Origin of the sequence: Peptoniphilus indolicus (assembly GCF_900454665.1) — a bacterium.
Classification (GTDB): Bacteria; Bacillota; Clostridia; order Tissierellales; family Peptoniphilaceae; genus Peptoniphilus; species Peptoniphilus indolicus.
In genome coordinates this window covers 587,557-608,153 of the sequence record NZ_UGTH01000001.1, presented here as the reverse complement: position 1 = coordinate 608,153, position 20,597 = coordinate 587,557, and the positions used below count along the sequence as shown (strand labels likewise).

16 protein-coding genes are annotated in these 20,597 nt (G+C 33.1%); 15 read left to right on the top strand and 1 reads right to left on the bottom strand.

The window, feature by feature from the left end; translation table 11 throughout:
* Positions 1-71 precede the first annotated feature (71 nt).
* The 6 genes from DYE58_RS02940 (at position 72) to ilvA (ending at position 7,446) form a co-directional block, all read left to right on the top strand.
* Positions 72-1,709, top strand: coding sequence for a tryptophanase (locus DYE58_RS02940; protein ID WP_004819273.1), 1,638 nt, complete (start codon positions 72-74; stop codon positions 1,707-1,709).
* 92 nt (positions 1,710-1,801) lie between these two features.
* The gene (locus DYE58_RS02935; RefSeq protein ID WP_004819271.1) at positions 1,802-3,142 is read left to right on the top strand and encodes a sodium-dependent transporter; all 1,341 of its coding nucleotides are present in this window, start codon (positions 1,802-1,804) and stop codon (positions 3,140-3,142) included.
* Between the two features lie 116 nt (positions 3,143-3,258).
* Positions 3,259-4,779 carry an S-layer homology domain-containing protein gene (locus DYE58_RS02930; protein ID WP_004819269.1) on the top strand — a complete coding sequence of 507 codons (1,521 nt, stop codon included), beginning with the start codon at positions 3,259-3,261 and terminating at the stop codon, positions 4,777-4,779.
* A gap of 58 nt (positions 4,780-4,837) precedes the next feature.
* A complete protein-coding gene (locus tag DYE58_RS02925; RefSeq protein ID WP_004819268.1) occupies positions 4,838-5,500 on the top strand; it encodes a TVP38/TMEM64 family protein in 663 nt (220 codons plus the stop codon).
* Positions 5,501-5,632: 132 nt separating this feature from the next.
* Positions 5,633-5,989, top strand: a complete 357-nt coding sequence (locus DYE58_RS02920; RefSeq protein ID WP_004819266.1) for a class II SORL domain-containing protein — start codon at positions 5,633-5,635, stop codon at positions 5,987-5,989.
* A gap of 260 nt (positions 5,990-6,249) precedes the next feature.
* Positions 6,250-7,446: a threonine ammonia-lyase gene (gene ilvA / locus DYE58_RS02915; RefSeq protein WP_004819264.1), complete on the top strand. Its 1,197-nt coding sequence runs from the start codon at positions 6,250-6,252 to the stop codon at positions 7,444-7,446.
* 21 nt (positions 7,447-7,467) lie between these two features.
* On the opposite strand, the gene mnmH is transcribed toward ilvA, so the two are convergent.
* Entirely contained in the window at positions 7,468-8,487 is a 1,020-nt protein-coding gene (gene mnmH, locus DYE58_RS02910; protein ID WP_004819262.1) for a tRNA 2-selenouridine(34) synthase MnmH, read from the bottom strand.
* 188 nt (positions 8,488-8,675) lie between these two features.
* Between mnmH and DYE58_RS02905 the strand changes: the two genes are divergently transcribed.
* The 9 genes from DYE58_RS02905 to DYE58_RS02865 all read left to right on the top strand — a co-directional run bounded on the left by DYE58_RS02905 (position 8,676) and on the right by DYE58_RS02865 (position 20,592).
* On the top strand, positions 8,676-10,601 hold the full coding sequence (locus DYE58_RS02905; protein WP_004819260.1) for an HlyD family efflux transporter periplasmic adaptor subunit: 1,926 nt from the start codon (positions 8,676-8,678) through the stop codon (positions 10,599-10,601).
* Positions 10,598-11,272 carry an ABC transporter ATP-binding protein gene (locus DYE58_RS02900; protein WP_004819258.1) on the top strand — a complete coding sequence of 225 codons (675 nt, stop codon included), beginning with the start codon at positions 10,598-10,600 and terminating at the stop codon, positions 11,270-11,272. Before DYE58_RS02905 ends, DYE58_RS02900 begins: the two co-directional genes overlap by 4 nt.
* A complete protein-coding gene (locus tag DYE58_RS02895; protein ID WP_004819256.1) occupies positions 11,272-12,522 on the top strand; it encodes an ABC transporter permease in 1,251 nt (416 codons plus the stop codon). The genes DYE58_RS02900 and DYE58_RS02895 overlap by 1 nt, the downstream gene beginning before the upstream one ends.
* On the top strand, positions 12,522-13,643 hold the full coding sequence (locus DYE58_RS02890; protein ID WP_004819255.1) for a THUMP domain-containing class I SAM-dependent RNA methyltransferase: 1,122 nt from the start codon (positions 12,522-12,524) through the stop codon (positions 13,641-13,643). Before DYE58_RS02895 ends, DYE58_RS02890 begins: the two co-directional genes overlap by 1 nt.
* A 55-nt stretch (positions 13,644-13,698) precedes the next feature.
* Positions 13,699-14,793: a PP2C family protein-serine/threonine phosphatase gene (locus DYE58_RS02885; protein WP_004819253.1), complete on the top strand. Its 1,095-nt coding sequence runs from the start codon at positions 13,699-13,701 to the stop codon at positions 14,791-14,793.
* A complete protein-coding gene (locus DYE58_RS02880) occupies positions 14,794-16,005 on the top strand; it encodes a glucose-6-phosphate isomerase (RefSeq protein WP_004819250.1) in 1,212 nt (403 codons plus the stop codon).
* Between the two features lie 183 nt (positions 16,006-16,188).
* Positions 16,189-17,148, top strand: a complete 960-nt coding sequence (locus tag DYE58_RS02875) for a helix-turn-helix domain-containing protein (RefSeq protein WP_115311996.1) — start codon at positions 16,189-16,191, stop codon at positions 17,146-17,148.
* Positions 17,138-18,877 carry an ABC transporter ATP-binding protein gene (locus DYE58_RS02870; RefSeq protein ID WP_004819246.1) on the top strand — a complete coding sequence of 580 codons (1,740 nt, stop codon included), beginning with the start codon at positions 17,138-17,140 and terminating at the stop codon, positions 18,875-18,877. The genes DYE58_RS02875 and DYE58_RS02870 overlap by 11 nt, the downstream gene beginning before the upstream one ends.
* Positions 18,874-20,592 (top strand): ABC transporter ATP-binding protein, encoded by a 1,719-nt coding sequence (locus tag DYE58_RS02865; protein ID WP_040552094.1) that lies wholly within the window; start codon positions 18,874-18,876, stop codon positions 20,590-20,592. The genes DYE58_RS02870 and DYE58_RS02865 overlap by 4 nt, the downstream gene beginning before the upstream one ends.
* Positions 20,593-20,597 lie beyond the last annotated feature (5 nt).

Sequence of the window (20,597 nt, the reverse complement as noted above, 5' to 3'; positions counted from 1 at the left end):
AATCGATAATTTCGAAAACCGGGGTATCCTCTGAGAAGGCGATAGTCAAAATTTAGGAGGTCAGTATAAAAATGAAAGAATATCAATTAAACGTTCCAACACCACGTTCTTTTTCTTACGTAAAACGTAATATCCCAAATGTTACTATTGAACAACGTGAAAGAGCTTTGAAAGAAACTCATTACAATGAATTTGCATTCCCGGCAGGTATGCTTACTGTAGATATGTTGTCTGACTCAGGTACAACAGCTATGACAGACCAACAATGGTCAGCAATGTTCTTAGGCGATGAAGCTTACGGAAGAAACAAGGGCTACTATGTACTTTTAGATGCAATGCGTGATTGTTTTGAACGTGGAGACGATCAAAAGAGAATTATAGACTTGGTTAGAACAGATTGCCAAGATATAGAAAAAATGATGGACGAAATGTACTTATGTGAATACGAAGGCACTCTTTTCAACGGTGGGGCAGCTCAACTTGAACGTCCAAATGCGTTCATTATGCCACAAGGCCGTGCAGCGGAATCTATTTTATTTGAAATAGTTCGTAAAATATTAGCAGAACGTGAACCGGGGAAAGTATTCACAATTCCTTCAAATGGACACTTCGATACTACTGAAGGAAATATTAAACAAATGGGTTCAATTCCTCGTAACCTATACAACAAAGAATTATTATATGAAGTTCCAGAAAACGGACGTTATGAAAAGAATCCTTTCAAAGGTGATATGGACGTTGAAAAACTTCAACAACTTATAGATGCAGTTGGTATTGAAAACATTCCAATGATTTACACTACAGTTACAAACAATACTATCTGTGGACAAGCTGTTTCTATGAAGAGTATCAGAGAAACTTCTGAACTTGCTCATAAATATGAAATTCCATTTATGCTTGATGCTGCAAGATGGGCAGAAAACTGCTACTTTATCAAGATGAATGAAGATGGCTATGCAGACAAATCAATTGCTGAAATAGCTAAAGAAATGTTCTCTTATTGTGATGGTTTCACAGCTTCACTTAAGAAAGACGGACACTCTAACATGGGTGGTATCTTAGCTTTCCGTGATAAAGGATACTTCTGGAAGAAATTCTCAGATTTCAACGAAGACGGAACAGTTAAGACAGATGTAGGTATATTACTAAAAGTTAAACAAATTTCTTCTTATGGTAATGACTCTTACGGTGGAATGTCAGGACGTGACATCATGGCTCTTGCAGCAGGTTTATATGAATGTCTAAACGTAAACTATCTTGAAGAACGTATTGATCAATGCAACTATCTTGCAGAAGGTTTATTCAACGCTGGAGTAAAAGGTGTTGTAATTCCTGCAGGTGGACACGGAGTTTATATCAATATGGATGAATTCTTTGATGGAAAGAGAGGGCATGAAACATTTGCCGGAGAAGGTTTCAGTTTAGAACTTATCCGTCGTTACGGTATAAGGGTTTCTGAACTTGGAGATTATTCTATGGAATATGACCTTAAGACTCCTGAGCAACAAGCTGAAGTTGCAAACGTAGTAAGATTTGCAATTAACAGAAGTGTTTACTCTAAAGAACATTTAGATTATGTAATAGCTGCTGTTAAGGCGCTTTATGAAGACCGTGAATCAATTCCAAACATGAGAATTACAAAAGGTCACACTCTTCCAATGCGTCACTTCCATGCATTTTTGGAACCATATCCAAACGAAGAAAAATAATTTAATAATTAAATAAACCAACCTAAAATCTCATCCCTTCTGTAATGGAGAGGATGAGATTTTAATAAAATAAATAATTGTGGAGGCACAATATGTCAGAAAAAAACGGTGGGAAACGAGACGGATTTAGCAGTAAGTGGGGATTTATTTTAGCCTGTATAGGTTCAGCTGTAGGTATGGGAAATATTTGGAGATTTCCTGTTTTAGTTTCGGCATGGGGAGGAATGACATTTTTAATTCCGTACTTCATATTTGTAATTTTAATAGGTAGTACTGGGGTTATAGAAGAGTTTGCACTTGGTCGTGCTGCAGGAGCAGGCCCTGTGGGAGCTTTTGGGATGTGTACAGAGCAAAAAGGTAATAGAAAAGTGGGGGAAACTTTAGGTTTAATTCCTGTAGTGGGTTCTCTTGCTCTTGCGATAGGTTACACATGCGTAATGGGTTGGATTTTTAAATATGCTTGGATGTCAATAGACGGTTCATTGTATGCAATGGGTAATGATATGGATGTAATAGGTTCTACATTTGGCAAAACTGCTTCAGCAGGTGGAGCTAATACATGGATCATTATAGCAATAGTTGTAAGTTTAATAATAATGTCAATGGGTATTGCAGGCGGTATAGAAAAGGCAAATAAGATAATGATGCCGGTGCTGTTCATACTATTTGTATTTTTAGCCATATACATAGCACTACAACCGGGAGCATCTAATGGTTATAGTTATATATTCACTGTAAATTCAGAAGGATTAAAAGACCCTAAGCTTTGGATTTTTGCTTTTGGACAAGCTTTCTTTTCTCTATCAGTAGCGGGAAGTGGCTCGGTAATATATGGTTCATATTTGAGTAAGAGTGAAAATTTAATAGATTCTGCAAAACAAGTTGCATTCTTTGATACTTTAGCCGCAATGCTTGCTGCAATAGTTATTATTCCAGCTATGGCAGTTGGTGGCGCTGAGCTATCAGAAGGAGGTCCAGGACTTATGTTTATTTACTTAGTAAATGTAATAAATGGAATGATTGGTGGAAGAATTATAGGGGTTGTATTCTACCTCTGTATATTATTTGCAGGCGTTAGCTCAATAATCAATCTATATGAAACACCGGTTGCAGTCTTACAAGAAAAATTTAATATGAATAGATTAACTGCAGTTGTAATAATTCATGTTATTGGATGTGCTGTAGCTATATTTATACAAGCCATAGTTTCTCAATGGATGGATATTGTTTCGATCTACATTTGTCCGTTAGGAGCACTTTTAGCAGGGGTAATGTTCTTCTGGATAGCAAACAGAGAATTTGCAGAGGAAGCAGTAAATTTAGGAGCACCTCACAAAATTGGAGGATGGTTTTATCCTGCAGGAAAGTATTTATATTGTGCTTTAGCTTTTATTGCCCTAATAGCAGGTGCAATCTTTGGAGGAATCGGCTGATATATATTACAAGTCCCCTTTTTAAAAGGGGATTTTTTAGTTTAAAGTGAAGAAAAATATGAGCTTGTATTTTACTAAACTACTTTAAAAAGATATAATAATAAGAGAGGTGTTTTATGAAGAAGATTTTGATTTTATTTTGTTTTATATTGATGCTAAGTACACCGGTGTTTGCTCAAGAAATATCTGCTGTTTTGGAACAACCGGCAGTGGCAAAGGCGGTAGTTGGGGATAATTTAAATTATAAATTGAATATAAGTATTCCAAAAGAAGGTGTAAAGTATAAATCTTTTGCTGTTACTCTACTAATGGATGAAAAGTTATCAGTTACTGGGACGTCTTTAGAAGGTGTTGTTAAGAATGATAAGATTGTGTTGAAGAGTACAGAAGTTAAAGGGAAACAAAATATAGTTTCACTTTCAGTGAATGATATGAAGGCACTTGGAGAAGTAAATAACTTTTCAGTTTCTATATCAACTAAAGTTAGAACAGGAGCACAAGAAGGAGATTTCAACAATTCTGTAGTGCTTAGTTCAATAAAAGATGATGGAAAAGAGAGTTCAAGTCAAAAAGATTTGACATCAAATACTGTTGTAACGAATTCTAAGACACAATTAAAAATCAATGAATTAAAGACTCAAGATGAAATTCTAACAGGGACAACTCAACCAAAAGCTAAAGTAAGTGTTTTTGATGGAAATATAGAAATTGAAAATGTCATTGCAAATGACAAGGGAGAATTTGAAATAAAGATTCCTAAACAAGAACTTGGCAAAAAACTAAAAGTCATTTCAGTATATAAATTGAATGGAAAAGTTACAACAGACTCTGAAAACATAGTTGTTTCCGATTCGGAAGGGAAGAAGGCAACTGTAGCTATCGATACAAAAGTTTTAGAAGATTATGTTAAGATGGCAATGAATATTTCTACAAACAGAGCAAGTAATGAAGACAGGGCGAGAATAGAAGCGGCAGTTGCAAATGCTAAATATGTATTAGTAATGTCAGATAGAAAAAATTCTGATTTAGAAGACGCACTTACTAAAGTTAAGAATGCAGTTAAATATTTAAGAGTTCCATATATGAATGGATATTGGGACAAGACTTTTAAACCTAAAAAAGAGATGACAAGGGCAGAAGTTGCTCAAGTATTGGCAAGAGTTTACTTGAAGAAAGAACCTTCAGGGAACTATACTAATTTTAGGGATGTAAAACAAAGTGAATGGTATGCAGATGCAATTGGTTTTATGGAAGAAAAGGGCTTTATGAAAGGCTACTATGACGGAAGCTTTAAACCTGAAAAATCTATAACAAGAGCAGAATTTGCAGCAGTTATAGCCAAATTAAAAGATGAAGGTGTAGAAGAAAGTGTAACTTATGAAGATGTAAAAGCAGATAGTTGGTCGAGGGAGGCAATAAGCTATGTTAGCTCTAAAGGATATATGACAGGCAGAAGTTCTACAATATTTGCAGCAGATTATCCTATTACAAGAGCTGAGTGTGCAAAAGTATTGAACAAGATTTTGGACAGAAGTCCGAATAAAGAATTTATGGATACTTATTCAAAGAATCCATTTAAAGATTTTGATAAAAATGACTGGGCATATTATGAAATATTAGAAATAACAGGTTATTAATAAAATCTTAATTATAACTTAAGAATAGAAATTAAAAATATTGTGTATAATTATAAATATGAAGGATGAAAAAAATATAGAAACTGACAAACCACATGGAATTCTCGAAAGAAGAGGCTTGTTAGAAGAAAACAATAGAAAACTAAATAGAATTTATCATAGTATTACTGCGGTAACTATGTTATTAATGTTTTGGGGATTTTATAGAGGTTATAGACTTGGAATTTTTACATCTCAAGAAAAGTTAGATAGCTTCATAGTAAATCTTGGAGTATGGGGACCGTTATTTTTTGTAGTACTTCAAATTATACAAGTAGTTGTTCCTATAATACCGGGAGGAATAACCTCAATAGCAGGAGTTTTCATATTTGGACCTTTGAAGGGAACTATTTATAATTATGTTGGGATTGTAATAGGAAGTTATATCAATTATTTTTTGGCAAGGAAATATGGCATAGTATTTGTTGAAAAATTAATTGGCAAGAAAAAATTGCAAAGATATACAAAATGGATTCACAAGGGAAATAAATTTGATAGGTTTTTTGCAATAGCTATTGCGTTGCCAGTGGCGCCTGATGATATACTCTGCTTGTTTGCAGGGCTTGTGAATATGAAATTGTCAAAATTCACATGGATAATTTTATTCTTAAAACCTTGGTCATTAATCGCCTATACATTAGGTGGAGATGTTTTGATTAAGAAAATGCTATTAAATTGGTAAGAGAGGGAAACCTCTCTTATTTTTTGTAAAAGTTATATAAAATAAAGATAATTTAAATAATAAGGTTAAAAATCTTCACAAAGGGTATAAATTTGTCAGAGTAAGTTATATACAATTTGAGGAGGAAATATAATGAAATTAACAGAAACAGTAAAAGCCGGAGATTGGAAAAACGAAAAGCACGTACCTGTACTTCACGTTGAAAGTGTAAACGGAGAATTAAAAATACATGCACAAGTAGGAGAAGAAATTGAACATCCAAATACTTTAGAACACCATATTGGATGGATTAAAGTATTCTTCCAACCTGAAGGATTTGCAGCTCCAGTTGAAGTAGGTTCTTATAATTTCTCTGCACACGGAGAAGGAGAACTTCTTTCTAAACCTGAAGTTCACGCAGTTGTTAAGACTGATAAAAAAGGAACTGTATATGCATTAAGCTATTGCAATATTCACGGCCTTTGGGAAAGCGCTGAAGAAGTTAAATAAGAATAGATTTAGAGATGGGTTAAGCTCATCTCTTTTTTAGTATAAATAAATTTTAATTCAGGAATTTATAATATAATTTAAAAATAAATAGAGTTAGAACTGAACTATTACATAGTAAATTTTATAATATTAAAAGTTGTGATAAAATTACTATATAACATCAAATCAAGTTTGTGTTTTAGTGAAAAGGAAAACGTAAGCAAGAAGTGGTTTACATAATATAAAATTGGAGTTAGAGAATTAAGAGGGGGTTATTTGTATTGAATAAATTAAGTATGGAGAGCGTATATAGTGCGGCAGAGAAACTTAAAGAGGTTGCGAGAAAAACTTCTTTAATTGAGTCAAGTCAATTTAAAGGGGTTTATCTAAAAACTGAAAATTTACAGGTAACAGGTTCTTTTAAATTGAGAGGTGCATATTATAAAATATCAACTTTAAGTGAAAAAGAAAAAGAAAGGGGAGTTGTTGCTTGTTCTGCCGGGAACCACGCTCAAGGAGTAGCCTTAGCATGTCAAAGACTTGGAATCAGTGCAACTATTTTTATGCCTGAGTCAGCTCCAATTTCAAAAGTTGAGGCGACAAAATCATATGGAGCAGAAGTTAAGTTAGTGGGAAGTGTATATGATGATGCATATGCTGCTGCTATAAAATACAATGAGTCAGAGGGAAAGACTTTCATACACCCTTTCAATGATGAAACTTTAATTGCAGGTCAAGGAACGGTTGGACTTGAAATTCTTCAAGAAATTGAGGATATTGATGCAATTGTGGTGCCAATAGGCGGGGGTGGACTTATCTCCGGAGTTGCTTTTGTGGCAAAGAGTTTAAATCCAAATTGTAAAGTTTACGGTGTAGAGGCTGAGTCTGCAAATGCAATGAAGTTGTCTAAAGAAACTCATCAATTGATGTGCATTGATTCAGTTTGTACTTTTGCAGATGGGATAGCTGTAAAAAAACCGGGAGAAGTTACTTTTGATTTAGTTGAAAAATATGTTGATGAAATAGTGACAGTGTCTGAAGATGAAATTGCATCTGGTGTACTTGAACTTATGGAAAAACAAAAGTTAGTTTGTGAAGGGTCTGGTGCGGTAGGATACTCAGCCATTAAACACGGAAAGATTCCATACGAAGGCAAAAAGGTAGCTGTTTTATTATCTGGAGGCAACATTGATGTAAATATACTTTCTAAGGTTGTTCACAGAGGTCTTGTAATGAGCGGAAGAAACACTAAGTTTAGATTAGTGTTGACTGATAAACCTGGACAACTGGCAAAGGTTGTAAACTTAATTGGCGAGTCCGGGGCAAACATCATTAAGGTTGAGCACAATGAAAGTGAAGAGCATATGGAGATAAATTGCAAGATAGTTAAATTTGTAATTGAAACAAGAGATGCAGAGCATATTAAGGAAATAAAGAACAAAATAGTTGCAAGTGGAATAAATATAGTAAATATGTAAAAGCCGGCTAAAGGTCGGCTTTTACAGTGTCTGCATAAAATTTTGTAAGTTTTCTAAGATTAGTTCATCGTTATTTAAATGCAAGTCATCTTTGGAATAATTTATGGCGTAATGACTATCGTAGTAGTTTAAGATTAAATCTTTTATAACAAATTCAAGATCGTTATTTTCAACATGGGATTTATATGAATTAATTCTATCTTCGGATATATACTTACTTAAATTATCGAGTGCTGAGTTGATTTCTTCTTTTGTGCCATTTACATAGTCTCTTTTTATTCGAGCAACTCTATTTTCAATGGTATCTTCTATAACTATGTTGGTTCCCTTGTACATTTTATCTAATAAGTATTTCGGAAGTAAGATATTTCCTATTCTACTACTCTCACCTTCTAAAAATATTAAATCGGAAGTTTTCAAAAGAGAGTTATACAGAAGAGATTCAAATTGTTTTTGAGATGGCTGAGCATTTAAACCCAGACTACCAAATGAACTGCCACGGTGGTTTGCAAGTTCTTCGAGATTTAAAATAGATAGCCCTGAACTTTTTAACCTATTTAATATCTCTGTTTTTCCTACTCCGGTTTTTCCGTGGAGAACTACAAAGTTTTTAGTGGATACTAATTGCTCTAAATTTTCTCTTATATATTTTCTGTATGCTTTGTAACCTCCGACTAATTTTTTTACAGGGACTCCCAGACTTCTTAAAAATTGAAAAAATACTGTGCTTCTATATCCACCTCTTGCACAGTATAAAATTACATGGTCATAATTTTTTACAAGTTCTAAAATATTATCAAATAAAGTAGGTAATTTAGCAGCGGCGTATTTAACTGATAGAGATTTTGCTCTATCTATTTCTCCGTTATCAAATAAAGTACCTACAATTTTTCTCTCTTCATTATTTAAAATTGGAAAGTTTATAGCTTCAGGGATATTAAAACTTTTAAATTCAATTGGGCTTCTCATATCTATTAATATAAAAATTTCATTTTTAACGCTATATTCAAATAAGTCTTTGGGACTAATTTCAAATTTCATTTCATCACCTTAGGACATTATAAACCTATAAGATAAAAATATGTAACATATGTAATAAAATTTTAAAAATTTATTTATATTTACTTTGCTTTTGATGTATTAAACACTGATATAATATAAAGTATATAAAGTCAATAATATAATAAATATTAATAAAATAAATTGGCTAATTTAATAGGGGGATAATTTTGAAGATTAAAAATTTTATTTTAGGACATAAGAAAATAGCCATAGCATTGGGTATAATATTGGTTCTTTTAATAGGTAGGTCGATTTTAGGGAGAGCTGGTAAAAGTAAATATGTTCAATTACCAAAAATAGAAACTACTGAGATAAGAAAAAAGGATTTTTCTAACATGATAAAAGAAAGTGGAAAGGTAAAAAGTGAAGACTCAGTAGATATATTTGCTGAAAAAAACCTACCTGTTGAAAGCGTGGAAGTAAAAGTGGGAGATGAGGTGATTGCAGGGCAGATTATAGCTAAACTGGATGACTCTTCTTTAAAACAACAAATAAAGGCGAAAGAAGCTCTTATTGCGTCTAATAATAGAACTTCAGGAATTCAAGTAAAAAGTGCCAAGGATAAATTAAATGAAGCATTAAAGGGAAAGAATGATGGGACAAATTCACAGGTTGTGAGTGCAAATGCCAATGTATTACAAACTTATGACCAATGGCAATTAGCTGAAAAAACATATGATGATTATTTAAGAAGTTTAAATATGGGCTATAATGAAGCTTTAGTTGCAAAAAAGGGTAATGACACTACTTTACAAAATAATTTAAATAGTCAAAATCTTACTTATGAACAAACAAAACAGAAATTAACAGAATCTGTATCTTTAGCAGAGAATGCAAGAAGGGGCTATAGCGAGTTGACAGTTCAACTTGATAGATTAAAATCTGAAGATGAAGCTATAACTAGAGATATAAATGAATTAAATATAAAATTGGGAAATGTAAAAGCAAGAGGAGAAGGAGGCTCATCAGGAGATGAAATAAATGGAAAAAAGAATACACAAATGTTTGAAGAAACATTAAAGATTCAAGAGGAAATTAATAGAGAGACAAGGAAAATAAATGAAAAGACGATTGAGTCTCAACAAATCAAAGCTAAGATAGCCGAAGTAGAAGCTGAGAGATCAAAGTTTAAATCACAAATTGATAGTAATGAAGAGACAAGATTGTCTTTAGAGAAAGAATTGGCACAACAAGAGCAGAATCTTGCAAACACAAAAAATACACTTAATACTCAAATAGGTCAAGATCAACTTTCAAAACGCTCAAGGGAAGATGTTTTGAATACTTATAGAAAAAATGCTGCAGATGCGAAAAATGTATATGAAAATGCAAAGAAGAATTTGACAGTTGCTCTTGCAGCGCAAGAGGCAGAAATAAGAAGCCTTGAGTCAGGTCTTGAGCAAGCTAAGGCAAGTGGAGATAATGGGGTTAATTCAGTAGATTTGAAAAATTTGTATGAAGAACTTGAAAAGACAGTTATAAAAGCTCCTATCTCAGGAACAATTACAAAGGTAGATATGGTAAAAGGGCAAGCTCCAACGGCGTCTCTTGCTCAAATACAGACTGTAAAGAGAACAATAATTGAATCTCAAATAAAGGAATATGATTATCCTAAGATAAAAGTGGGGATGGAAGTTGAGGTTACGGCTGATGCGTTAGGCAAGAATGAAGTATTTAAAGGTAGGGTTGAGTCCATATCTCCAACTCCTAAAGCAGCTGAATCTAACCAAGGACAAACACAATCACAAGAAGTAGCTTATAAAAGTAAAATTTCAATTGATGATCCGCAATTAAAACTTAAACCTGGTATGAGTGTTAGGACAAAATATATACTAGAATCTAAAAAAGATGTAATAATAGTCCCTACAAGTGCAATTTACAAAAAAAATGACAAGAGTTTTATGCTTGTTGTGGACGATAAAGATGTAACGGAAATTAGAGAAATTGAAGTAAAAGTTGTAACAGGAAATGATGTGGAGAGTGTAATAACATCAAAGGATTTAAAGGGGAAAATGAGAGTTATAAATTCTGCTGATAAGTATCAATCAGGAACAACAGTACAACTTACAGAAGAAATGGAAGAAAAGAAATGAAAGAATTAATATCGATGAAGAATATCATCAAGAGATATTATATAGGGCAACCGAATGAGTTAGAAATTCTTCATGGGATAGATGTAAATATATACGAGGGAGAATTTGTATCTATAGTTGGTGCTTCCGGATCGGGGAAGAGTACACTTATGAATATAATTGGACTGCTTGATAGGCAGACCGAGGGAGAATATTTTTTAGACGGAGTGAATGTGAGTGAAGCAAAAGACTCAGAACTTTCAGGGATACGAAATCAAAAAATAGGTTTTGTATTCCAAAACTTTAATCTAATACCAAGGCTTTCTGCGAGGAAAAATGTGGAGCTGCCAATGATATATTCAAAAAATAAAAAAGATATGAGTAGCAGAGCTATGGAACTTTTGGAATTGGTTGAGATGTCTGAAAGAGCTAATCACAATCCCAACGAATTGTCAGGGGGACAAAAACAAAGGGTGGCTATTGCAAGGGCGATGGCAAATAGTCCTAGTATATTGTTAGCCGACGAGCCAACCGGAGCACTTGATACAAAGACGGGAAGAAGTGTAATGGATTTGTTTCATAGGCTAAACAAAGAACAAGGCATGACTATAGTTTTAATAACTCATAATCCTGAATTAGCTGAAGAAACTGGGAGGGTACTTACTATGTCAGATGGAAGGATAATAGAATAATGAATATACTTGAAAATATAACCATGGCACTGGAGGGACTAAAACTTAACAAGATGAGGTCTTTTTTGACAATGCTTGGGATAATAATAGGTATAGCTTCTGTAATTTCAATTCTCACAATAGGACAAGCAATGTCAAAGTCGGTATCTGATGGGTTTGATAAATTTAATAAAAATATGTTTCAAGTAGGCCTTAGACCTAAAGAAGGCTATAGCTGGACAGATATACAAAATAGAGATTTTTTTAAATCTGAGGATACAGAATTTCTTAAACAACAATTTGGAAGTTTTATAAAGTTTATTATATTACAGGGTGACGGTAAAGGAGCTAAGATAAAAACTGAGCAAGGTAAGGATTTAAAAGTAAATATTAATCCGAGTACAGAAGGTGTGAAGGAAATTCAAAAATTAAAGATGCTGTCCGGAGAATTTTATAATGAAAATGATGTTCAAGCGTATAGAGAAGTTTGTATCATAAGTGACAAAGTAGCAAAAGATTTGTTTGGTGGATATTCAGAAGCTTTAGGGAAAGAAGTAGAAGTTGATACCGGGAATGGCATATATGTTTACAGGTGTAAAGGTGTTTATAAAAATGAAACTATAAACTTTGGCGCCTTGGGAGGACAAGGTGAAGATAGTACAACGTTGTACATTCCATATACAGTAGGAGTTAGAGATTTTGAAAAAAATGATCAGAAGTTTATGAATTTCAGCATAATAACTAATAAAGCAGAGGATATAGATTTTGCCACAAAAGAAATAGAAAAATATTATAATGAAAATAAATTTGCTGAAAATGAAGTTGTCAAGGTTGAAGCTAAATCCGTAGGATCGGAACTTGAGCAAATAACATCAATTATGTCAAATGTTAAATTGGCAATAGGAGGAATAGCGGCAATTTCATTATTAGTAGGTGGAATTGGGGTAATGAATATACTTCTTGTTTCTGTTACAGAGAGGACCAGAGAAATAGGGGTTAGAAAGGCATTAGGAGCTACTTCAAAAGATATTAGAGGGCAATTTATAACAGAAAGTATTATAATATGTATAATAGGTGGAATAATAGGGGTGTTGTTGGGAGGTTCGCTCGGATATCTTGCTTCATCAATGATGAAGTTACCAACACTTCCAAATATTTTATCTATAGTAATTGCAGTTGGCTTCTCTATGAGCATAGGAATTTTCTTTGGATATTATCCGGCGAATAAAGCTGCAAAATTAAATCCTATAGATGCTTTGAGGTATGAATAATGAATTTAAATATTATAGTGACTGTGAATTTTGGACTTGAATCAGTAGTAAAAAGAGAATTATATGATTTGGGGTATGGAGATTTAACAGTTCAAGATGGACGAATAAAATTTAATGGCGACTTGAGAGATGTCGCCATTTTAAATTTAAGACTTAGATGTGCAGAGAGAGTTTTAATAGAGATTGGGAATTTTAAAGCTCTTAGCTTTGAGGAACTCTTTGATAATATAAATGCTATAGATTGGGAAGAATGGATTTCTGAAGATGGAAACTTCATAATAAATTCTAAGAGTTATAAGTCAAAATTGTTCTCTCTTTCTGATATTCAAAGAATTTCGGAAAAAGCAATAATAAAGAGTTTGCAAAGAACTTACAAAAGAAACAGATTTGAAAAATCTGCAGAGAGGTACTCTATAGAAGTTGCAATTAGAAATGATATTGTCTCTGTGACTTTGGACACATCAGGAGAAGGGCTGCATAAGAGGGGATATAGAGAGGCTTCATACAAGGCACCTATAACAGAAACTCTCGCAGCGGCAATGGTCCAATTGTCTTATTGGAAACCGGAGAGGCTGTTGGTAGACCCGTTCTGTGGATCAGGGACTATTTTGATTGAGGCAGCTATGATGGCTAAAAAAATAGCGCCGGGACTTATGAGAAAATTTGATTTTGAAAAATTTATCTTTATCGATGAATCTCTTTTGAAAGAAGAAAAGGCGAGATGTTATTCGGAGATAGATTATGATAAGAAGTTAAATATAATAGGCTCTGACATTTCAAGGAAAGCTATAGAAATAGCAAAGTCAAATGCGGAAATTTTAGGACTTGAAGAAGATATAACTTTCTTTGTAAAAGATGTTAGAGATTTAGACTTACCTGATAACTATGGCGTGATAATAACAAATCCACCTTATGGTATCAGAATAGGAGTAGATGAAGTAGAGGAATTGGAGATAGCTTTAAAGGTTCTCTATAAATCCGTTCCAACATACTCAATGTATGTAATTTCGGCAGATGAAAAACTTGAAAAGAATTTAGGTAAAAGCAATAAAAATAGAAAACTTTATAACGGAAGATTACTCTCCTATTTGTATCAATACTTTGGTCCTAAACCGTTATAGTGTGTTTGTAAAGCAATATTAGTATGGTATAATTAATATCAAGGAGAGGTTCGCTATGAATGAAGATTTAGAAGAAGTTTTAAAAAATTCAAAATTAAATTATCAAATATTAGATGGAATAGTGGACTTGGTGAGAGTTTTAGACCATAGAAATGAAGTGGTCTATGTAAATCAAGCTATGAAAGATACTTTAGGGTATGATACTGAAAATTTGATTTGCAATATTTATGATAATATCTTGAAATCGAAAATTACAAAGAGAACGCTTGAAACAGGAGAAGTAATTCAAAGAGAAGAAACTATTCAAGATAAGTTGTATTCAGTAAAATGCTCACCTATTAAAAGTGACGAAAAAATAATAGGCGTAGTAGAAGTGTTTAGAAATATTTCCCAAGAGAGAAAATTGATTTCAGCCATTGTAGAAAAGAATAAATCTATGACAGTTGAAATGAATCATGCCAGAAAAATTCAAACGGCATTGCTACCTGAAAAAGGATTTTTTGGGGTGTTAAATGTAGATTATCTATACAGACCTTCAAATTTACTTAGCGGAGATATGTTTGATATATTTGAAATAGACGATGACCACTTGGGGATATATATTGCAGATACTGTTGGACATGGTTTTGCAGCGTCAATGGTAACTATGTTTATTAGAATTACAATGCGTACAATATCGTATGGCAAAAAGTTGAGACCATCAATGTTACTACAAGAGCTTTGGAGGAGATTTAAAAATTTGGGACTCGACTTTGAAATATATTTTACTTGCTTTTACGGAGTGTTTAATAAGAAAACAGGGCAGTTCACGTACTCGAATGCAGGACATTTTCCTTGTCCCTTGATAGTACAAGGTGAAATAATAAAAGAAATAGAAGTGGAAGGATATCCAATTTCCAGATTTTTCGATAAGGTTGAATACAAAGAATACAGTATAAAATTAAATACATCTGACAAAGTCATAATGATGAGTGATGGAGTTAGTGAAGTTATGAATTATGAAAATGAACCTTATGGAATAGAAAGAATTAAAGATATCATGCTAAAAAATGAAACTGACGAACTTTTGAAGCTTAAACAATCTATTTATAGTTATATGTGGGGCGAACAAAAGGATGATATAACTGCTCTTTTGATAAAGGTTTGGTAGATGATAAAATTTATTGGAGAAACTAAGTTTATAGAATTTGAAAAAGTTGAAAAGTTAGTTGAAGAAAAATCTAAAGAGTATTCAGATTACTTAGGGTGGACTGATGAATTTAATTCGACTTTTGAATTAGATAAGATATATGAATACGCACAAGAAATAAGAGATAAATACAAACTGATAGTGATTTGTGGTGCAGGTGGTTCATATACTGGTTCGAGAGCGATAATAGAAAGCGTGCAGGGAGAATTAAGAGATGAACCCAAGATCATATTTTTGGGGCATGATTTGTCTTCGAGATATTTGAGAACAGCTTTAAAATTAATCGATAACTACGAAGCTTGTATAATCGTAATTTCAAAATCCGGAGAAACTCTTGAGACAAATATAGGCTATCAATTGGTAAGAGAAGGCTTTAAAAAAAAGTATACCGATGTTTCTGATAGAATCTATGTGATAACTAATTGTAACTCGGGATATCTATATGATATATCAAAAAAAGAAGGCTATAAAAGACTTACAGTTCCTAAAAATGTAGGTGGAAGATATTCACTCCACACATCAGTAGGGTTGTTACCTATGGCGGCGGCGGGAATAAATATAGATGAATTTCTAAGAGGAATAAGAGATTACAAACGAAAATTGGTTACATTCGATAATCCTTCTGTCCAATATGCTCTGTCGAGGAAAGAGTTTTATGACAATGGGAAGAATAAAGAGTTTTTAGTTTCATATGATCCGAGCTTGAAATTTTTACAAGAATGGTATGTGCAGTTGTTTGGAGAGAGTGAAGGGAAGAGTGATAATGTTATTTTTCCCACATATTTGACAAACACAACAGATCTCCACTCAATTGGGCAGTATATTCAAGAAGGACCTGGAGATCTATTTGAGACAGTACTATTCGTAAATGAAAATAAAATAGATTTGGAAATAAATTTGGAAGAGTTCAGCAATGACTATGCGGGTTTGAATAAATATAGTTTAAACAATATAAATAAAGTGGTGATGGAAGCCACTAAAGTTGCTCATTCAAAAAATAATATAGATACTCTTATGATTGAGATAAATAGTATAGATGAGTATAACTTAGGTCAATTAGTTTACTTTTTTATGTACGCATGCTTCGTATCTTCCGTTTTATTTGGAGCAAATCCATTCAATCAGCCGGGCGTTGAGCAGTATAAACAAATATATAAAAAATTATTGAGATAATCTATTCAAACGGAATAGGTTATTTTTTTGTGGGAAGTTATAAAATTTTTAAATGCAAACAGTTATTGAACAAATGAATTTTCCAAAAGGGACAATTAAATTAAATTGGAGTGGAATAAAGAAAAAATAAAATGTATACTGATAGCAAATGATATATGTTATCAATTTATTGAGGGTAAATTTATGAAACAAATGAAAAAAATTCTGATGAATAAAATGAATTTGGATTATATAGGAGAGCTCAAAGGTCTTTCGAAGTTTAGATATAAAAAGGCACAAGATAGCTTTAATTATGTGGCGAAATTATTTGATGGGATATATTTGGTTTTGACTGACTATAGAGACACATATAATTATGAAGTTTCTGGAGGGTTTAATATTAAATCAATGAATTTGTCATACTGTTTAGAGGGGCAAATGAAGTGTCAGTTGCCTACCACTAATGAGGTATCTTTTATAACAAAACATTCATTCACTGTGGACTGCATAGCTAAGCACTGTGCGGAGGCTAAATTTCCGGAAGGACATCTAAAAAATTTAGAGTATTTTATTTCAATTGAAGAGATAAGCGAAGAGACAGAAAAAATTTTTGAAAGCTTTGGAGTTTCGATAATGGGAATATATGAGAAATTTGGTTCGGAGAAGGTGGCTGTACTTAAAAAGGATTTAGGAATCGAAAAGATTTTTAAAAGTTTTATAGGAGAAGAGTTTTTTAATGTGAATAGATACAGAATGGCTCTTTTAGAAACGCTTTTCTATTTAAAAGACATTCAACTTTCTGAAGAAAATGAATTTGTCTATCTGCCAAAGAAACATATAGAAAAAGTACAGCAGGTTCAAAAATTGATAACTGGTGATTTTAGAAAAAAATACACTGTTGATGAGTTGGCGAGCATCGTGAACATTTCAAAGACTTATCTGAACAGAGCTTTCAAGGAAGTTTATGGAGATAGCATCCATGTGTATTTAATAAACAAGAGAATAGAATATGCAAAGGAACAGATGAGATTGAGCAAAATTAGCATAACAGAGATTGCAGAGAGTGTTGGTTATGCAAATGCGAGTAAGTTTGCAGATATGTTTAGAAAATATGAGGGCATTAGTCCTAGAGTATACAGAGGAGGGTTGAAATATGATTTATAAAAAGTTAAAGGAGTATGTGCCGGAAAAGATTCACTTAGTTTATAGCGGAATTCTGTTGACCATAATATCTTCAGCATGTATGGCAGCGTCGTATTGGCATTTGTACAAATTATTGAACAGTCTTTTAGTTGAGAAGAAAGTTGTAGATGCTGTAAACATTGCGGGATGTATATTAGGGTTTTTAATAGCAAATGCAATTGTTTATTTTATAAGTCTTTGGTGTACTCACTTGGTAGCATTTAGATTGGAGACGAATTTAAAAAAGAGGGGAATAGACAATCTTATGGGAGCTTCATTTTCATTTTATGACAAGAATGAATCAGGAAGAATTCGTAAGATAATAGATGACAATACGGCTTTAACTCATATGAGCGTGGCACACTTGATTCCAGACTTGGCGACAGCGGTATTCACTCCATTGTTTTCTTTAATTTTGGCTTTTGTTGTAGACTATAGACTCGGAATTTTATTTATTATAACTGTAATCATTGGTGGAATTATCGGTAAGGGAATGATGGGTGAGACTGAATTCATGGGCAAGTATATGTTGGCTCAAGAGAAAATGACTTCAGGAGCTGTAGAATATGTCAGAGGCATGAGCGTTTTGAAGATATTTAAAGCAAATGTCAGATCATTAAAAGAGTTTTACAATTCTATTTTGGACTATTCAGAAATGGCTCTTTCATACAGCATGAGTTGTAGAGTGCCTTATGTAGTATTCCAAATGTTTTTTAATTCTATAATTTTAATTTTGATACCTGCGTCAATATATGTCATATCAAGAGGAGAAAATATATATGATATAGCGGCTAAGGTTATTTTCTATGTATCTATGTGTGGAGTAATTTTCAATGCATTTATGAAGATAATGTATGTGGCAATGTATCAATACCAAGCAACATCAGCGATTAAAAAGATTGAAGATTTATTTACAGATATGAAACAAAAAGGTTTATTTCATGGTGAGGTCAAAGAGATCGAGAATTGTGATATAACTTTTGAGAATGTCAGCTTTGGATATGAAGAAAATATGATTTTGAATAATCTTTCATTTTATTTAAAACAAGGTAAGACATATGCGCTGGTTGGAGCTTCAGGAAGTGGTAAGTCCACAATAGTTAAGTTGATTTCAGGATTTTATCCTGTGAATAGCGGCAAGGTTTTGATAGGTGGACATTCTATAGATGAATATACAGAAGATGCTATAGTGAAGAATATAGCGAATGTGTTCCAAGATTCAAAACTTTTTAAAATGTCGATATTTGACAATGTAAAAGTTGGGAATAAAGAAGCAACTCGTGAAGAGGTTATGGAAGCTTTGCACTTGGCACAATGTGATGAGATATTGGACAAATTTAAAGAGAGAGAGAATGTAGTTATTGGGACAAAGGGAGTTTATCTATCAGGTGGGGAAACTCAACGCATAGCTATAGCCAGAGCGATTTTAAAAGATGCCAAGATTATAATCTTAGATGAGGCGAGTGCGGCAGCTGATCCGGAAAATGAATATGAATTACAAAAGGCCTTTGCCAATTTAATGAAGGGCAAGACGGTGATTATGATAGCACACAGGTTGAGTTCTATAAGAAATGTGGATGAAATTTTGGTTGTGCAAGATGGAAAGATAATTGAACGCGGTAATGATGCTGAATTGATGGCTAAAGATTCAGTATATAGAAGTTATCAGGAAAAATTTAGACAAGCTAATGATTGGAAGGTGAAAAAATGAACTGGTTAAAAAATAAATTTGCTCTAACTGAAAAGGGAGCAAGGGGAGTTGTAAAAGCTATAAAGGCATCTGTGCTGGTGAATTTTTCACTTATGTCTGCCATGGTGGCAATATTGTTTTTCGTAGATAATTTGCTAAAAGGAAATTCTGTAGAAAATAAAACTTACTACATAATTATTTTTGCGATTGTGGTAGTGATGTACATTGTGCTGAATTTAGAATATAAGAGAACTTTTAACACTACCTACGCTGAGGCAAAGGATTTGAGAATAGCAATTGCAGACCAACTCAAGAAGATGCCGATATCATATTTCTCAAAGCATGATATATCAGATGTGGCTCAAACTATAATGCAAGATGTGCTCGATTTGGAACATAGCGTGTCCCATGCAATTCCAAGAGTGGTAGCAACGGCAATATTTTTAACTATCATAGCGACTATGATGTTGCTTTCAAATTGGAAATTAGGCGTTGCGGCTATGGTTCCTATGTTGATTGGAATATTGATGTTAATTATGTCTAAGAATAACCAAAAGGTTTGGAGTGAAAAATTCTTTTGGAAACTTAGAAAGAATGCAGAAATATTTCAAGAGAATATAGAGATGCAACAAGAGATAAAAAGTTACGGTATGGCATCGGAAAAGAAAGATGAAGTATATGCTGCAATAGAAGACAGCGAGGATATGCATATAAAGGCAGAAATAAGACAGGCTTTGCCGGTGTTGAGTTCTTTTTCGGTTATTAAATTTGCAATAGGTGCTGTGGTATTGGTGGGTTCTATGATGCTTGCCAAAAATGAAGTTGAGCTAATTTACGTAATAGGATTTTTAATTGGTTCAGTTAAGTTAATAGACAGCATTGGAGCTATGGATGAAAATTTAGCTGAGTTATTCTATATAGATGCAAGGACTAAACGTATAAATGCTTTAAAAGATACTAAAATACAAACGGGGAAGGATGTTGAATTGAGAAAATTCGACATAGAATTTAAAAATATATCTTTCGGATACAATTCTGATGTGAGAGTATTGGATGGAGTTTCATTTGTAGCTAAGCAGGGTGATGTTACAGCGATAGTCGGACCTTCAGGATGTGGTAAGACTACTATATTACGTCTTATATCCAGACTGTTTGACTATGATTCAGGCAATATAGAGATTGATGGATATGACATTAAAAAAATTTCAACTGATTCTTTATTTGAGAATGTGTCAATGGTATTTCAAGATGTAATTCTTTTTAATGCCTCTATTATGGAGAATATAAGAATAGGTAGACAGGATGCAACTGATGAAGAGATAATGGAAGCGGCGAAGGCTGCAAATTGTGATGAATTTATAAGGAAGTTACCTAATGGATATCAGACGCTCATTGGTGAAAATGGAAGTAAGCTATCAGGGGGAGAAAGGCAGAGACTTTCAATAGCAAGAGCATTTTTAAAAGATGCTCCAATATTACTCTTAGATGAAATCAGTGCATCTTTAGACGTAGATAATGAGATGAAGATACAAGAGAGTTTAAATAAACTTATAGTTGGAAAAACTGTAGTCATTATTTCACACAGACTAAAGTCAGTAGAGATGGTGGATAAAATAATAGTTATGGATAAGGGCAAGATAAACGCACAGGGAACTCATAGAGAACTAATGGAAAAATCCAAACTATACAACAGACTCATAGAAAAATCAAACTTGACAGAAAAGTTCACTTATTGAGGAGG

Coding starts and splice junctions, on each gene's coding strand:
- DYE58_RS02940 (WP_004819273.1), top strand. CDS start 72: ATGAAAGAATATCAATTAAACGTTCCAACACCACGTTCTTTTTCTTAC.
- DYE58_RS02935 (WP_004819271.1), top strand. CDS start 1,802: ATGTCAGAAAAAAACGGTGGGAAACGAGACGGATTTAGCAGTAAGTGG.
- DYE58_RS02930 (WP_004819269.1), top strand. CDS start 3,259: ATGAAGAAGATTTTGATTTTATTTTGTTTTATATTGATGCTAAGTACA.
- DYE58_RS02925 (WP_004819268.1), top strand. CDS start 4,838: ATGAAGGATGAAAAAAATATAGAAACTGACAAACCACATGGAATTCTC.
- DYE58_RS02920 (WP_004819266.1), top strand. CDS start 5,633: ATGAAATTAACAGAAACAGTAAAAGCCGGAGATTGGAAAAACGAAAAG.
- mnmH (WP_004819262.1), bottom strand. CDS start 8,487: ATGAAATTTGAAATTAGTCCCAAAGACTTATTTGAATATAGCGTTAAA.
- DYE58_RS02900 (WP_004819258.1), top strand. CDS start 10,598: ATGAAAGAATTAATATCGATGAAGAATATCATCAAGAGATATTATATA.
- DYE58_RS02895 (WP_004819256.1), top strand. CDS start 11,272: ATGAATATACTTGAAAATATAACCATGGCACTGGAGGGACTAAAACTT.
- DYE58_RS02890 (WP_004819255.1), top strand. CDS start 12,522: ATGAATTTAAATATTATAGTGACTGTGAATTTTGGACTTGAATCAGTA.
- DYE58_RS02885 (WP_004819253.1), top strand. CDS start 13,699: ATGAATGAAGATTTAGAAGAAGTTTTAAAAAATTCAAAATTAAATTAT.
- DYE58_RS02880 (WP_004819250.1), top strand. CDS start 14,794: ATGATAAAATTTATTGGAGAAACTAAGTTTATAGAATTTGAAAAAGTT.
- DYE58_RS02875 (WP_115311996.1), top strand. CDS start 16,189: ATGAAACAAATGAAAAAAATTCTGATGAATAAAATGAATTTGGATTAT.
- DYE58_RS02870 (WP_004819246.1), top strand. CDS start 17,138: ATGATTTATAAAAAGTTAAAGGAGTATGTGCCGGAAAAGATTCACTTA.
- DYE58_RS02865 (WP_040552094.1), top strand. CDS start 18,874: ATGAACTGGTTAAAAAATAAATTTGCTCTAACTGAAAAGGGAGCAAGG.